Source organism: Szabonella alba (genome assembly GCF_016765775.1).
GTDB lineage: Bacteria > Pseudomonadota > Alphaproteobacteria > Rhodobacterales > Rhodobacteraceae > Szabonella > Szabonella alba.
This window is the reverse complement of sequence record NZ_JAESVN010000001.1, coordinates 642,119-657,093: the sequence shown is the minus strand read 5'-3', so window position 1 is coordinate 657,093 and position 14,975 is coordinate 642,119. Positions and strand designations below refer to the sequence as shown.

The 14,975-nt window shown below is 67.1% G+C and carries 10 protein-coding genes; 7 read left to right on the top strand and 3 right to left on the bottom strand.

The features are described 5' to 3' along the window. The first annotated feature begins 51 nt into the window (after window positions 1-51). Complete coding sequence (locus JL811_RS03000; protein WP_337924712.1) at window positions 52-3,408, top strand: efflux RND transporter permease subunit; 3,357 nt, start codon at window positions 52-54, stop codon at window positions 3,406-3,408. Window positions 3,409-3,837: 429 nt separating this feature from the next. Here JL811_RS03000 and JL811_RS02995 read toward each other — a convergent pair whose 3' ends face one another. Next, complete coding sequence (locus tag JL811_RS02995; RefSeq protein ID WP_202686814.1) at window positions 3,838-4,617, bottom strand: alpha/beta hydrolase; 780 nt, start codon at window positions 4,615-4,617, stop codon at window positions 3,838-3,840. A gap of 71 nt (window positions 4,618-4,688) precedes the next feature. Here JL811_RS02995 and JL811_RS02990 point away from each other — a divergent pair, with 71 nt between their 5' ends. The 5 genes from JL811_RS02990 (at window position 4,689) to JL811_RS02970 (ending at window position 10,436) form a co-directional block, all read left to right on the top strand. Next, entirely contained in the window at window positions 4,689-6,167 is a 1,479-nt protein-coding gene (locus tag JL811_RS02990) for an NAD-dependent succinate-semialdehyde dehydrogenase (RefSeq protein WP_202686813.1), read from the top strand. Window positions 6,168-6,399: 232 nt separating this feature from the next. Next, window positions 6,400-6,963 (top strand): peptidoglycan-binding protein, encoded by a 564-nt coding sequence (locus tag JL811_RS02985; protein WP_202686812.1) that lies wholly within the window; start codon window positions 6,400-6,402, stop codon window positions 6,961-6,963. A gap of 216 nt (window positions 6,964-7,179) precedes the next feature. Then, window positions 7,180-7,632, top strand: coding sequence for a hypothetical protein (locus JL811_RS02980; RefSeq protein WP_202686811.1), 453 nt, complete (start codon window positions 7,180-7,182; stop codon window positions 7,630-7,632). 144 nt (window positions 7,633-7,776) lie between these two features. Next, window positions 7,777-8,316: an RNA polymerase sigma factor gene (locus JL811_RS02975; RefSeq protein WP_202686810.1), complete on the top strand. Its 540-nt coding sequence runs from the start codon at window positions 7,777-7,779 to the stop codon at window positions 8,314-8,316. Beyond that, on the top strand, window positions 8,313-10,436 hold the full coding sequence (locus tag JL811_RS02970) for a vWA domain-containing protein (protein ID WP_202686809.1): 2,124 nt from the start codon (window positions 8,313-8,315) through the stop codon (window positions 10,434-10,436). Before JL811_RS02975 ends, JL811_RS02970 begins: the two co-directional genes overlap by 4 nt. An 80-nt stretch (window positions 10,437-10,516) precedes the next feature. Here the strand turns inward: JL811_RS02970 and JL811_RS02965 are convergent, their stop codons facing one another. After that, window positions 10,517-12,676, bottom strand: a complete 2,160-nt coding sequence (locus tag JL811_RS02965) for a caspase family protein (RefSeq protein ID WP_202686808.1) — start codon at window positions 12,674-12,676, stop codon at window positions 10,517-10,519. Window positions 12,677-12,738: 62 nt separating this feature from the next. After that, window positions 12,739-13,455 carry a hypothetical protein gene (locus JL811_RS02960; RefSeq protein WP_202686807.1) on the bottom strand — a complete coding sequence of 239 codons (717 nt, stop codon included), beginning with the start codon at window positions 13,453-13,455 and terminating at the stop codon, window positions 12,739-12,741. Window positions 13,456-13,616: 161 nt separating this feature from the next. Here JL811_RS02960 and JL811_RS02955 point away from each other — a divergent pair, with 161 nt between their 5' ends. Then, window positions 13,617-14,960 (top strand): S1C family serine protease, encoded by a 1,344-nt coding sequence (locus JL811_RS02955; RefSeq protein ID WP_202686806.1) that lies wholly within the window; start codon window positions 13,617-13,619, stop codon window positions 14,958-14,960. Window positions 14,961-14,975: the final 15 nt, after the last annotated feature.

The following is a 14,975-nucleotide window of genomic DNA, read 5'->3' as shown; positions in this document are numbered from 1 at the left end:
AGTGACCGGTCCAGCAGTGAAGGGCCCGGAGAGGACCGCCCCGAAGGCGGCATCCTGTCCTATTTCACCCGCCACCGGACATTGGCCAATCTGCTTCTGGTGCTGATGATCGTCGCGGGGCTGGCCGCCTCGACCCGGATCCGGGCGCAGTTCTTTCCCGATGTGGTCATCTCGGAAATCTCGGTCTCGGTCGCCTGGTCGGGTGCGGGGGCCGAGGATGTGGACCGGGGGATCGTGCAGGTACTGGAACCCGCGCTGCTGACCGTGGACGGGGTGACGGATGCGACCTCGCGCGCCTCGGAAGGTTCGGCCCGCCTTTCGCTGAGCTTTGAGCCCGGCCATGACCTGATGCAGGCCGCCGAGGATGTGCAGGCAGCGGTGGATTCGGTGAACAACCTGCCTGCCGAGGCCGAAGACCCGGTCGTGCGCCGCAGCGCATGGCGCGATCAGGTGACGGATGTGGTGATCTCGGGGCCGGTCTCGCTGGATCAGCTGGGCCGTTTTGCCGATGAATTCGTGACGCGTCTTTTCGCCGAAGGCATCACCCGCACCACGATCCGCGGGCTGGCCGATCCGCAGATTCTGGTCGAAATCCCCTCGGTTGCGCTGATCCGCCATGACGTGACCCTGTCCGAGGTGGCGCAGGCCATCTCCTCGGCGGTGCAGACCTCCCCTGCCGGGGATGTGGGCGCCGGGACTGCCCGGGTCCGCACCGGCACCGAGGCGCGCAGCCCCGAGGCCATCGCGGCACTGGTGCTGCGGCAGGGGGTGGAGGGTGAGCGCCTGACCGTCGGCGATCTGGCCGATGTCCGGGCCGAGGCCGCCGACCGGGGGCAAGCCACCTTTGTCGGCCCCTTTCCGGCGATGACCGTCCGGGTGGACCGCAACGACACCGGCGATGCGATCCGCATGCAGGCCGATGTGGAACGGGTTGTCGCAGAAATGCTGCCCTCGCTGCCCCCGGAAATGCAGATCGAACTGGTCCGCGCCCGGGCCGAACAGATCTCGGGGCGTCTGGCGCTGCTGCTGGACAATGCGCTGATGGGGCTGGGTCTGGTGGTGGTGCTGCTGTTTCTGTTTCTGAACGCGCGCACGGCCTTCTGGGTGGCGGCGGGCATTCCGGTCGCATTGCTGGCGGCCATCGGGGTGATGTATGCTTTCGGCCTCACGCTCAACATGATCTCGCTTTTCGCGCTGATCATCACGCTGGGGATCATCGTCGATGATGCCATCGTGGTGGGCGAACATGCCGATTTCCGGGCGCGCCATCTGAAGGAACCGCCCATGGTGGCCGCCGAACGCGCGGCGCGGCGGATGTCGATGCCGGTCATCGCCTCGACCCTGACCACGGTGATCGCCTTTGCCGGGCTGACAGTGGTCGGCGGCCGCTTTGGCGAGATGATCGCCGATATCCCCTTCACCGTGATCGCGGTTCTGCTGGCCAGCCTTGTCGAATGCTTCCTGATCCTGCCCAACCATATGGGCCATGCGCTGGCGGCCTCGGCGCGCGAGGCGTGGTATGACTGGCCCTCACGGCAGGTCAATCGCGGGTTGGGATGGTTCACGCGGCACATCATGGCCCCCTTTACCCGCGCCGTTCTGGCCGGGCGCTATGTGGTGCTGGCGCTGGCGGTGCTGCTGTTGTCGCTACAGGCCGCCAGTTTCCTGCGCGGCGATCTGCAGTTCCGGTTCTTCAGCGGGCCGGAACAGGCCTCGGTCAACGGCAATTTCGCCATGCTGCCGGGGGCGACGCGCGAGGACAGTCTTGCCATGATGCGCGAGATGCAGCGCGCGACCGAGACGGTTGCGGCCCGGCTTGAGACCGAACATGGCAGCAATCCGGTCCTTTTCGCGCTGGCCGAGATCGGCGGCGGGGCGGGGCGCGGACTGGCCAGCGCGGAAAACAAGGATGCCGATCTGCTGGGCGGCATTTCCATCGATCTTGTCGATCCTGATTTCCGTCCCTATTCCTCGGCGGTTTTCGTCTCGGCCCTGCAGGAGGAGGTGCGCCCCCATCCTCTGCTGGAAGAACTCAGCTTCCGGGGTGGGCGCTTCGGCCCGGGCGGCGATGCGCTGTCGGTCGATCTGGCGGGCGGGGATGCCGAAACGCTGAAAGCCGCCGCCGAGGCGATGAAAACCGCATTGGCGGCCTATCCCGAGGTTTCGGCGCTGGAGGACAGCCTTGCCTATGACAAGGAAGAGCTGATCCTCAACCTGACACCGCAGGGCCATGCGCTTGGCCTGTCGATGGAGGATCTGGGCCGCACGCTGCGCGACCGGCTGAACGGGATCGAGGCCGCGACCTTTGCCGAGGGTCCGCGTTCGGCCACGATCCGGGTCGAACTGCCCGAGACGGAACTGACCGCCGATTTCCTTGAATCCACCCTGATTCGCGTCGCCGCACGGACCTACGTGCCGCTGGCCGATGTGGTGACGGTCGAAAGCAGGTCAGGCTTTTCCACCATCCGGCGCGAGAACGGGTTGCGCATTGTTTCGGTCACCGGCGATGTGTCCGAGGATGATCCGGCCCGCGCCGCCGAGGTGCAGCGCGCCCTTGTCGAAGAGATCCTGCCCCGGATCGAGGCCGATTACGGTGTCACCACGCGCGAACGCGGCCTTGCCGAACAGCAGCGCGATTTTCTGGGCGATGCGCAGCTTGGGCTGATCCTGTGCCTTCTGGGCATCTATCTCGTGCTGGCATGGGTCTTTGCCAGCTGGTCACGGCCCTTCGTCGTCATGTCCGTCATCCCCTTCGGCCTGACGGGGGCGCTTTGGGGGCATCTGTGGTGGGATGTTCCGCTGTCGCTGTTCTCGGTCGTGGGGCTGATCGGCATGACTGGCATCATCATCAACGATTCCATCGTTCTGATCACGACGATCGACGAATATTCCGCAAGGCGCGGGCTTTACCCCGCCATCGTGGCAGCGGTCCGCGACCGGCTGCGCCCGGTGCTGCTGACGACACTGACCACGGTGCTGGGTCTGGCGCCGCTGCTCTATGAACGCTCCAGTCAGGCAGAGTTCCTGAAACCCACCGTCATCACGCTGGTCTATGGTCTGGGCTTCGGCATGGTGCTGGTGCTGGTGCTGGTGCCTGCGGTGCTGGCGATCCAGATGGATATCGGCAAGCGGCTGCGCGCCCTGCGCCGCGCCGCCCGGATACAGCGGCCCGAGGCGCGGCCCGCACGGCACCTGCTGGCAGGCGCGGCGCTTGGCATGGTGCTGCTCTTTGCCGTGACGCTGGGGGCTGCGGTGGTGACCGGGGCGCTGCCGGGCTTCTGGTCGGCGCTGATGCCGGGGATCACCGCGCTGCCCGCGCCGGCTGCCGGGTTCGGATTGTTCCTTCTGGGTGCAGCGGGGTTGGCCCTTGCAAGCTGGGCCACCGCTCGCCTTGCCTTCAGGGGCTGAAGGCAAGGCGCCCCGGCGCTTGCCAATGACCGCCTGCTGAAAACGACAGCAAAGGACATCGCCAGCCTTCGGGACGGGCGGGCGCTGTCTGGCGGACCAACAGGTTGCCGACAAAAGTGCCGCAACCCGTCGCGACATATTCAGAACAGGAGACCTCTCCGGATCGTCCAATGGTAACGGCCATCACCCCGGTCAAGCGCAGCGGTGGCCGCTTTTCGTCCGGTGGCCCCAAAGGCCGCCGGACAGCGCCCGCCCGGGCGGGCGCTGGCCTCTGTCATCGCTTCTGGCTGACGGTCCCGGGGTGAAGTTTGCGCTGCAGGCGGGGAAAAGCGGTGCTTTTCCTCGTCCGCCTGAAACAGTCATAACTACCGCGCAGTCTGGCATGACGCTCCGCTTCCTGCACCCCCGAACGGCTATTTTTGCAATCCGCTAAAACCCGCCCAGCAGGATCTCCGTCAACTCGCTGTCGGGATCCTCCAGCGCGTCGATCACATCGAAATGATGCAGGCCGGGCGCGACCGACCAATCACAATTCCATTCCTCGGCCAGCAGTCTTGCGTGCCACAGAAAGGCCGGGCGCTCCTGCCCGCCGACACGGATATGCGCCTCGACCCCGGTGCGCAGGTTCAGGCGCGCGGGGCTTTCGCTGGCAATCTCGGCGGCATCAAGCTGCAACTGCGCCTGCATCGCGGTTTGCGACAGCGGTTCCAGATCGGTCAGCGGTGAAATCGGCACCACCCGGCGCAGCCCGGCAACCGCGATATCGGCACAGGCCATGCGCGCGGCCAGATGCCCGCCTGCCGAATGTCCCGTCACCACCAGCGGCCCCGGAACGGCGGCCCCGGCATGGGCCAGCATCGTTACCATCTCCTGCCCCATCTCGCGGATCCGCGCCTCCGGGGCCAGCGTGTAGGAGGGCATCGCACAGGCCCATCCCCGCGCCAGCGCCCCGGCGGCGAGATGCGACCACATCGAGCGGTCAAACCGGATCCAGTAGCCGCCATGGATGAAGACCATCAGCCCCCGCGCTGTCCCCTCGGGGCGGAACAGATCATAGGCCTGCCGCGCGCCGGACCCATAGGCGATGCCGGTCTCTGCCCGCTTGCCCAAGCCTTGCCGGAAGGCCGCAGCCTTCGCCTCCCACCGGGGCGGATAGGCATCGGCCCCCGCGATGAAGGCACCGTTCATATAAGCGCGGTCTATATTCATCCCCGTTCCCCTTTCTGGACTTCCCCGGGCTGGCGTGATTGCATTGCGCCAATCTTACCGGAGGATACTCAATGCTCGACACCGTGACCGATCTCAAGTCACTGCTCAAGGACCCGACGCTGCTGGCGACCAAAGCCTATGTCGCAGGCGAATGGATCGACGCCGATGATGGCACGACCTTTGCAGTGACCAATCCCGCACGCGGCGACGTGATCTGCAGCGTGCCCGATCTGGGCCGCGCCGAAACCGCCCGCGCCATTGCCGCCGCCGAGACCGCGATGAAAGGCTGGGCCGCGCGCACAGCTAAGGAGCGCGCCAATATCCTGCGCAAATGGTTCAATCTGATGATGGAGGCGCAGGACGATCTGGGCGCGATCCTGACCGCCGAAATGGGCAAGCCGCTGGCCGAGGCGAAGGGTGAAATTGCCTATGGCGCGGCCTTCATCGAATGGTTCGCCGAAGAGGCCAAGCGGGTTTATGGCGAGACCATTCCCGGCCATCAGCCCGACAAGCGCATCACCGTGCTGAAACAGCCGATCGGGGTTGTCGGGTCAATCACGCCCTGGAACTTTCCCAATGCGATGATCACCCGCAAATGCGGCCCGGCCCTTGCTGCAGGCTGCGGCTTTGTCGCCCGCCCCGCCGCCGAAACCCCGCTTTCGGCGCTGGCCATCGCGGTATTGGCGGAACGCGCGGGCCTGCCTGCGGGTATCTTTTCGGTCATTACATCGAAGAAGTCCTCGGATATCGGCAAGGAATTCTGCGAGAACCCGGCCGTGCGCAAACTGACCTTCACCGGTTCGACCGAGGTCGGGCGCATCCTGCTGCGGCAAGCCGCCGATCAGGTGATGAAATGCTCGATGGAACTTGGCGGCAACGCGCCCTTCATCGTCTTTGACGATGCCGATCTGGATGCGGCGGTGCAGGGCGCCATGGCCTCGAAGTTCCGCAATAACGGCCAGACCTGCGTCTGCGCGAACCGGATCTATGTGCAGGACGCCGTCTATGACGCCTTTTCGGCCAAGCTGGCCGAGGCGGTCGCAAAAACCAAGGTCGGCGACGGCCTGACCGAGGCGGTGGATTTCGGCCCGCTGATCAATATGGCAGCGGTCGAGAAGGTCGAGGACCATATCGCCGATGCCAAGGCCAAGGGCGCCAAGGTCATGATGGGCGGGGCGCGTCATGAACGGGGCGGAAGCTATTTCCAGCCCACCATCCTGACCGATGTGACGCAGGATATGGCCGTGACCAATGAAGAGACCTTCGGCCCGATGGCGCCGCTGTTCCGGTTCTCGACCGAGGAGGAGGTGATCGCCCGGGCCAATGACACGATCTTCGGCCTTGCCGCCTATTTCTATGCCCGCGATATCGGGCGGGTGACGCGAGTGCAGGAAGGGCTGGAATACGGCATCGTCGGCGTGAATACCGGGCTGATCTCGACCGAGGTGGCCCCGTTCGGCGGTGTGAAGCAATCTGGTCTGGGCCGGGAAGGGTCGCATCACGGGATGGAGGACTTCCTGGAGATGAAATACATCTGCCTCAGTGTCTGAGCGCGCGTCTGACCCTGCGTCTGGCTGCGCCACTGTGGCCAAGGCCGGGGGGCTTCAGGCCCCCCGGACCCCCAGTGAGGTATTTTTTCCAAGATGAAAGGAGCGGCACCAAGTCTTTGAAATTCCTTTTGCTATTCGATAGCGTGCGGCGGTTTTTGCCTATCGTAGTGCTACGGGCCATCTCTGGTCCATTGCGACCCGAAACACCGGGCGCCCATCGAAAGGACAAGACATGCTGCCCATGTTCCGCACCACAATTGCCGCCGCGATTGCCGGTCTGGCCCTGATCGCCACCCCCGTCGCGCCCGCCCATGCGCTTGGCAAGAATGAACGCAATTTCCTGAAAGGTGCCGCCGCTGCCGCGATTGTCGGGGCAATCATTCTGGACCAGCGCAAGCGTCAGGCCCGCGCGGCCACGCCGCAGCAGGTGGTGCCGCACTATAACCCGCCGCCGCGCTATCAGGATCACGGTCAGCCGCGCTACCGCGACCATGACCGGCCGCGCGCGCAGGATTACGGCCCCCGCCGGGGCCGGGTCGTGGGGGCAGAGCCGCCGGTCAGTTCGGGGCTTTACCAGACTGCCAGCGCAAGGGCCTTCAACAGCTACAGCCCCGCCCGGCGTCAGGCGATCCAGCGCAGGCTGGCCGCCTATGGCTATTACGGCGGCGCCATCGACGGGGCCTTCGGTCCGCGTACGCATGAGGCGATCTATGCCTTTGCCCGCCAGTCGGGCCGCACGGGCGGGCTGGAAAGCCTTGCCGGGGCGCATGCGCTGATGGAGGCGCTGCTGGTCTGACCTGCGGCCCGGGATAGGACCGGACGGGGCATCGGGGGCGGGCGATCCGCCCCATTTCGCATCGGCCCTGCAGCCCGGCGGCTGATCCCCGCCGACTGCGGCACGACCCCTCGGCGGGGATCGGCCAGTCCAGGCCGGAAGGAACCCGGCGGGGCTTGCGATCCGGGGCCATGCGATGACCATGGGGCCAACAGAATTGCCGAAAAGGGCATCGCGATGCAGGATTTCCTACAACCCATCCTTCACAAGGCCCCGGTCTACGGGCTGCGGCAGGGGATCAACCGGACCGGTCTTTCCATCGGGGATGCGGCGGAACTGTTCGAAACCACGGATGGCCGGATCGGGGTTGCGGCACAGATCCGGCGGCGATTCCTGTTTCTCAGCCGCCGGGAACAGGGCACGATCGGCTGTCTTGGTCCGGCAGCGGCGGCGCTTGTGGCCCCCCTTCTGGCGCGGCGCGGCAGTCTGCGGGTGCGCATCGTGGGGATCACACCCGAACATCTGGCCCCGGACGGCAAGGCCGATCTGCATGTCTCGGTCTGGGGCACGCTGCCCGCCGCCGCGGGGCCGAATGGCCGCTTTCCCTTACCCGAACCGGCGGCCACCGAAGACCCCCCCAAGGATAGTCTCGGCGACAGCCTCGGGGACAGCCCCAAGGGCGGGACCTGAACGCGCCGCGCTTTCGCACTCCCGCCACCCCCTGACCCACCTTCCTGCCATTGCCTTTTCCGACGACTGGAACATGAGGCAGATTTTCTGTGTCATCGCGCCAAGGATTGCGCACCGGGGCGCGTCTCAAATATCGTGATGCTGATGGAAACCGCAGATGACACCCTTGCCCTTGCCGCCGCGCGCGGTGACCGCGATGCGTTCGCGGGGCTGCTGGCGCGGCATTACGACCGGCTCTATCGCCTTTGCTGGCGGCTGACCGGGGACCGGGCCGAAGCCGAGGATCTGGCGCAGGATATCTGCCTGGCCCTGCCCGCCAAGCTGCGCCACTGGCGGGCCGAGGCGCGGTTCACCACATGGCTTTACCGGGTTGCGGTGAATGCCGCCCATGACCGCCGCCGCCGGACGGGGGCCGCCAGCCGTGCCGCCATTGGCTGGGGCGACTGGGAGGTGAACCGTCAGGCCGATCTGTCCGAGGCCAGTGCCGCACAGGACTGGCTGCGGGCGGCGATGGCGATGCTGCCTGAGGAATTGCGCGACACGCTGGCCCTGACGGTGGAGGAAGACATGACACAGGCCGAGGCCGCCGCCGTTCTGGGCCTGTCCGAGGGCACGATTGCCTGGCGGATGTCGGAAGTGAAGAAACGGCTGCGCGCGATTGCGCGGCAGGAGGCCATGCCATGACCCGCGACCAGAAGGACAGCGATCTGGACAGGCTGCAGCGCGGCCTGCTTGCCGCCACCCCGCCCGCTCCGGATGGCGCGCGCGACCGGGCCATGGCGGCAGCACTGGCCGCATTTGACGCCTTGCCGCAGGCAGACGCCCAAGGATCGGGCGCGCAGATGCGTTCCAGTCAGGACCGCCCGGTTTCGGGGGCGGGATTTCTGACCGGAGTTCGCACCATGTTGTCCAATCTTGCCTTTCGCCCCGTGCTTGCCGCAACCACCTCTGCCGCCGCTTTGGGGGTCGGTCTTTTCGTCCTGCTGCCCATGATCGGCACAAATCCCGGCCCGGTCATGCCGCCCGGCCTGACAGTCGGGGAAACCACGCCTGAGGGATTTCAATCCGAGAACCCACAATCCGACGGCCCGCAAATAAGGGCGGGCACGAATCCAGCCCCCCCTGTTACCCCCCCCACCGCCGAGACCCTGATGGCCCCCGAAAGCGCGCCACCCGGCCGCGATATCGAAACCGTGCTGCCGCCCTCGGCTGCGGATGCCGATATGCTGGCCGCACCGCAGATGGAAGCGGCCCCGCCGCCGCCCGCCCCGGCACCGCCCGCCCCCGCCGCGCGCAGCCGCGTGCAGGGCGATGCCTCGCCCAAGGCCGTAATGCCCGGTGTGGCGGTGGTCGGGTCGGTCACCCCGGCCCCGACCGATCTGCCCGCGCGCCTTGTGCCCGAGGATCGCGACAGCTTTGCCAATGCGGCGGCGAACCCCGTCCGGGTGACGGTGGAGGACCCCGTGTCCACCTTCTCGGTCGATGTCGATACGGCCTCATACGCCGTGATCCGGCGATCGCTGATGGCCGGTGCCCTGCCCCCGGCCGATGCGGTGCGGATCGAGGAGATGGTGAATTATTTTCCCTATGATTACCCCGCCCCGGCCGAGGGAGAGGCGCCGTTCCATGCCTCGGTCGCGGTGATGGAAACGCCGTGGAATGCCGATACGCGGTTGGTGCGGATCGGGTTGCAGGGCCGCCTGCCCGCGATTGCCGACCGCCCGCCCCTGAACCTTGTGCTGCTGGTCGACACATCCGGGTCGATGCAGGGGCCGGACAGGCTGCCGCTTCTGAAACAGTCGCTGCGTCTTTTGCTGCCGCAACTGCGCCCCGAGGATCAGGTCGCCATGGTCGCCTATGCCGGTTCCGCCGGTGAGGTGCTGCCCCCCACCCGCGCCGAAGAGCGCGAGACGATCCTTGCCGCCCTTGACCGGCTGGAGGCGGGCGGATCGACCGCAGGCGCGCAGGGGCTGGATCTGGCCTATCGCACCGCGCGGCGCATGACCGGCGCGGGGGAAGTGTCGCGCGTGCTGCTGGCGACGGATGGCGATTTCAACGTCGGCGCATCCGGCCCGGATGCGCTGCGCGACCAGATCGCGCGGGAAAGGGACAGCGGCATCTATTTGTCGGTTCTGGGCTTCGGGCGCGGCAATCTCGATGATGCCACGATGCAGGCACTGGCGCAGAACGGCAACGGGCAGGCCGCCTATATCGACACGCTGCAAGAGGCGCGCAAGGTTCTGGTGGACCAGTTGTCAGGCGCACTGTTTTCCATCGCCGATGATGTGAAGATACAGGTCGAATGGAACCCGGCAGAAGTCGCGGAATACCGGCTGATCGGCTATGAAACCCGGATGCTGGCGCGGGAGGATTTCAACAATGACCGCGTTGATGCGGGGGAAATCGGCGCAGGCCATTCGGTGACGGCACTTTATGAGGTGACCGCCCCCGACAGCCCCGCCCTGCGCCTGCCGCCCCTGCGCTATCAGGTGGCGGAACCGGTGGCCGAAACCTCGGATGAACTGGGGTTTCTGCGCCTGCGCTACAAGGCCCCGGGGGAAACCCAATCGGCGCTGATCGAAGCGCCGATCCTGCCGGGCAGCGGGGAACCCGATCCCGAGGCGCGCTTTGCCGCCGCGATTGCGGGCTTCGGACAATTGCTGACCGGGGCCACCTATCTGGGGGATTGGGGCTGGACGCAAGCCATCGCGCTGGCGCTGGAGGGCCGGGGCGCGGATGAATTCGGCTATCGCGCCGAGGCCATCAGCCTGATGCGGCTGGCGCAAGGTCTGTCTGCCCGATAGGCGCCTGACCCTCGCGGTCGGTCGGCCCTGCCGCCTGCAGAACAGGCAGGACCGACCGGCCCTAGGGCCAAACCCGACTGTCAGTCGGCCGAGACCGTATCCAGATCGAATTGCAGGATCATCGGCGCCGGACCGCCCGCCTCCTCCTCCTCATCCATCAGGCTGGCCGCCGCGCGGGTGGTCTGGCCAAACCCGGCCTCGAACAACGCACCGGCCAGACCGGGCCGCGCCGTCTGGGCCACCGCCCCAGCGGCACGGGTGACCTCGACCGCGTCCTGCGACAGGAAGGACAGGTTTTCCACCGCCGAATGGGTCGCGGCGGGGGTCATGACCAGCACCAGCCGGTCGCGCCCGAAGGCCTCATCCGTGATGCGCAGCAAACCCTGACGCAGCCGGTCCCCCGGCCCCAGCCGCCCGGCAAACATATGCGTCACCGAGTAATCCGAGCCGACATAAAGGACGTTCACATCCACCGGAAAGGCGTTGTCATTGGCGGCCTCGACATGAATCTCGTCATCGGGAACAAGGCGCGGCACCGGCGTCGTGGCCAGCGCCCGCAGCGTCCGGTTCTCGGGTGAGCGCGTCATCAGATCGACTGAAACCGCCAGATCATTGCCGGAAACCGCGGCCCCAAGTTTCAGGAGATTGATCGCCTTGGCCATATGAATCAGCGTATCGGCCAGCGTGACGGCCAGTTCCTCGCCCGTCTTGTGCGTGGTCGCGACCGAGGGCGTCTGGCCCAGATCCTCGGCCAGCCCGGTTGCGGGCAGGATCCAGATCGCATCGGGGCGGGGGCTGTCGGGGATCACGGCAAGGCGCAGATCGGCCGCATCCCCCGGCGCGACAAAGGCAAGGCGCGGTCCGGCCTCATCGTGCAGACTGTCCAGCGCCTGCGTCAGCCGGTCTGCAGGCGCATTGCCCGGTTCGGGCAGCGCCACGGTCAGGGTGAAATCGACATCCGTGCCGATGCGGCGCAGCCAGACCCCGCGCGGCAGCGTTTCGGGCAGGGTGACGCCCTCATGCGCCACCGCTTCGGCGCGGGCGGTGAAGGTCTCGACCTCACGCAGGGCGACATAGCCCAGCGCCTCCTCCATCGGGGCGGCGGCCCCCGGCATCACCGCCATCAGCGCGCCAGCCGCCAGCCCGTGCAGACTGCCTGCCGGAAGGGTGAATCCCGCCGCGTCATCGGGGGTTGCGGGCCATTGCGCAACACGCGGCGCGGGATCGCCGGAAAACACCACCGCATCCAGATCGCCCTCAAACAGCGGGGTGGATCGGGCCATGTTCTTGACCGCATATTTGCGCAGCACCTCCTGCCCGATCTGGGCATAGGTGGCACCGGGATATTCGGCCAGTGCCTCGAACAGCGCATAGGTGAACACCCCCTGCGGCACGCGGCCCGGCTTGCCTGCGGGCAGGCGCTTTTCGGGTGTCACCTCATCGCTTTGTGCGGCAAAGAACGCGACCAGACGGCCCGGCGCGACAGTGCCTGCAGCAGAGGTGGCAGCGGTGACAACGGGCGTCACAACCGGTGCGACCGGTGCTGCGCGGGGATCCTCGGGCTGCGGCAGCGCACGGCTTGCCACCGCGTCCAGCGCCTCGGTCGGAATGCCCAGCGCCTCGGGCGCCAACTGTCGCATCCGCACCTCTTCATCGCCCGAAGGGGCGGCACGGGTTGCGGTGCCGCTGTGGCAGGCATCGAACACCGCCCAGACATCGGCCCCCCTGGCGCGCAGCGCATCCAGCATCTGCCCGATCTCATCATCGACCAATGCGTTTTCCACCGTGCCGACCGTATCGCTCCACGGTCCGATATCCATCGGCAGGAACAACTCATCCAGCCCGTTCAACTCGGACTCGGGGTCTTTCGCCGGGGCCTGACTGCCATGGCCCGAAAAATGCAGATAGACGAAATCCCCCGGCTGCACCCGTTCGGTCAGACCGGCAAAGGCCGCGCGGATCGCGGCAAGGGTCGGATCACCCGCTGCCGCTTCCACCCCGTCGGCAAGGATGGTCACATTACCCGGATCGAAGCGCACCGGCGCCTGTGTTGTCAGGTAGGTCGCGACCAGCCGCATGTCATTGGCCGGGCCGCGCAGCCAGAACCGTTCCTCAAGCTTGGGATAGGTCGAGGCCCCGATCAGCAGCGCATGGTTTTCGCGGGCAAGGGCAAGGCCCGTCAGGCCCGGCAGCAAGGCAAGGGCAAGGGGTGTGGCAAACAGCAGGCGGCGTATCGTCATATGGTCCTCCAGTCGGTCGGATCAGTTGGACAGGGCGGTCGGGCGGGGGCGGGCAGCCGGGGTCAGTTGGTCATCAGGGCATAACTGGCGCCTTCGCCCCGGTTTTCCAGAATGATGGTGAATTCGCCGGCACGCTCAGGCCGCCAGCCGCAATAGGCAATCGCGGAATTGTCGCTGTCGGCACAGACGGTCCGGCCTTCGGCATCCAGTACCGTCAGCAGCAGATCGGCCCCGCCCTGCGCCTCGGCATAGACCTCGGCATATTCGCCGCCCCGGAAGGGCAGCGCCTCGTATCGGTCGCGCGCATCCGGGGCGATGGTGCCCAGCCGGTGCAGCGGTCCCGAGGCGACGCCCTTCATGCGTTCGGCCTCGGCATCCTCGATCAGCGCCAGCAGGGCGTCCTGACCTTCCGCAAGCCTGCGGGCCTGCGCCAGCATATCGGCCGCGTTCAGCGGGGATGAGGCGCCATGCGCCATCGCATCCCCCTCCGGCAGCACCGGCCAGTCCGCGGCACGCAGGGGTGCCACCGATTGCCGCAGCCGCGCGGCGGCCAGCAGCAGAACCGCATCGCCCGCCGCCCGCCCCGCCCGGTGCAGGCGCATCGACAGCTCCATCCGCTGCAGATCGGTCAGGCCGGGATTTGCCGGGGCAGGATCCGCCAGCAAGGGTTGCGGCAGGATCAGAAGCGCCGAAAGCATCAGCGCGGCACAAGCGGCGCGCAGCGACCGGGCAACGGGTCGCTGCGGCGGCTGGATCGGCAACGGGGAACGGGCCTGCATGCGCACACTCCATGGCCCGGATGCCGGACCTTCGCCAGCCACAATAGAAAGCCCCCCGCAGCCCTGTAAACAACCACGCGCAAGATGACGGTTTTTGTCATGTGACCCTTCCAAAGCCCCCCGATACCATCAAGCCAACCTGACAAGTGGAGGACACCACGATGACCCCGAACCTTGCCCTGCCGCGTCTGCTGCGCCCGGTTCTTTCGGTGCTGGCCGCCTTTGCCTTTCTGACCGTACTGGCCGCCAGCGGGGCCAGCGCCGCCGAACGCGGCCCCGCCTCGGCGCTTGAATCGCTTTATGTGCTGCGCACGGCCGACAATCATGACCGGTTCCTTGGTTCGGCCTTCCTTTGGGGGGACGGATCGGTTGCCGTGACCGCCGATCATGTGTTGCGCGGGGCTGACCGGGTGCGGCTGACCGACCATCTTGGGCAGGAACAGATCGGCGAGGTGATCGCCCGCGACCCGCAGCGCGACATCGCGCTGATCGCGGTCAAGGCCCGGGGGGTGGGACTGTCCCCGCCGCCGGTCCTTGCAGAGACGGATATCGGGGGGACGGTCTGGGCGCTTGGAGCGCCACTTAAGGCGGATTTCACGGTGACGCGGGGCATGATCTCGGCCCGGCCGCGTCAGGTTGCCCCATCCGTGCCGCTGGACCTGATCCAGCATGATGCCGCCCTCAACCCCGGATCCTCGGGCGGGCCGCTGGTCGATGCCGAAGGGCGGCTTGTGGGAATGAATATCCGCATTGCGGACGGTTCACGGCTGAACACCGGCATCGGCTATGCGATCGCCGCCGCCGATCTGGCCCGGATCGTGCCCGCGATGATCAACGAGAGCCATGCCACCCTGCCCCATCTGGGCCTGCATCTGCGCGCCGTCGACCGCCGCATCGCTGCCGCCCTTGCGCTGGAACCGGGGGGCCTGTTGCTGGACCGCGTTCTGGCGGGCGGGTTGGCATCGGCGGCGGGGCTGCTGCCCGGCGATATCCTGCTGTCGGCTGGTGTGCAGGCGCTGCGCCACCCCGGCGATCTGGCCTTCGCGCTGGAGGCGGCACAGGCGCGTGGCAGTCTGGATCTGACGCTGATCCGCGACGGGGCGGTGATCGCGGTTTCGCTGCCGCTGGAAGCCGCGCAAGGCACCGAACTTGCCACACGCGGCATGGCCGGGGCGGCGGCACTGTCGCGCATCACCGCCTACCGGCTGGAGGATATGGGCATCCGGCTGGACGATGAGGGCCGCGTGCTGCGGCTGACCGGAAACAGCCCCGGCGCGATTGCCGGGCTGGCCCCGGGCGACCGCATCCTGACACTGAACGGCCATGCCTTTGATGTGGCGGCGCTGCGCCGTCTTGAACTGACCGCGCCTGCACTTCTTCTGGCTGAACGCGGCGAGGGAAGCACCCGCCATGTGATGCTTGATCCCTGGGATCGCGCCGCAGAGGAGGTGCCGCGCGTCTCGAGTGCCGCGAATATGCTTGACCCGGCCATCGTGCTGTTCTGACATCCGCGCAGCAAA

Excerpts from the sequence above, each read along its gene's own strand:
- JL811_RS02995 (WP_202686814.1), bottom strand. The coding sequence starts at position 4,617 with ATGAATATAGACCGCGCTTATATGAACGGTGCCTTCATCGCGGGGGCC.
- JL811_RS02990 (WP_202686813.1), top strand. The coding sequence starts at position 4,689 with ATGCTCGACACCGTGACCGATCTCAAGTCACTGCTCAAGGACCCGACG.
- JL811_RS02985 (WP_202686812.1), top strand. The coding sequence starts at position 6,400 with ATGCTGCCCATGTTCCGCACCACAATTGCCGCCGCGATTGCCGGTCTG.
- JL811_RS02980 (WP_202686811.1), top strand. The coding sequence starts at position 7,180 with ATGCAGGATTTCCTACAACCCATCCTTCACAAGGCCCCGGTCTACGGG.
- JL811_RS02975 (WP_202686810.1), top strand. The coding sequence starts at position 7,777 with ATGGAAACCGCAGATGACACCCTTGCCCTTGCCGCCGCGCGCGGTGAC.
- JL811_RS02970 (WP_202686809.1), top strand. The coding sequence starts at position 8,313 with ATGACCCGCGACCAGAAGGACAGCGATCTGGACAGGCTGCAGCGCGGC.
- JL811_RS02965 (WP_202686808.1), bottom strand. The coding sequence starts at position 12,676 with ATGACGATACGCCGCCTGCTGTTTGCCACACCCCTTGCCCTTGCCTTG.
- JL811_RS02960 (WP_202686807.1), bottom strand. The coding sequence starts at position 13,455 with ATGCAGGCCCGTTCCCCGTTGCCGATCCAGCCGCCGCAGCGACCCGTT.
- JL811_RS02955 (WP_202686806.1), top strand. The coding sequence starts at position 13,617 with ATGACCCCGAACCTTGCCCTGCCGCGTCTGCTGCGCCCGGTTCTTTCG.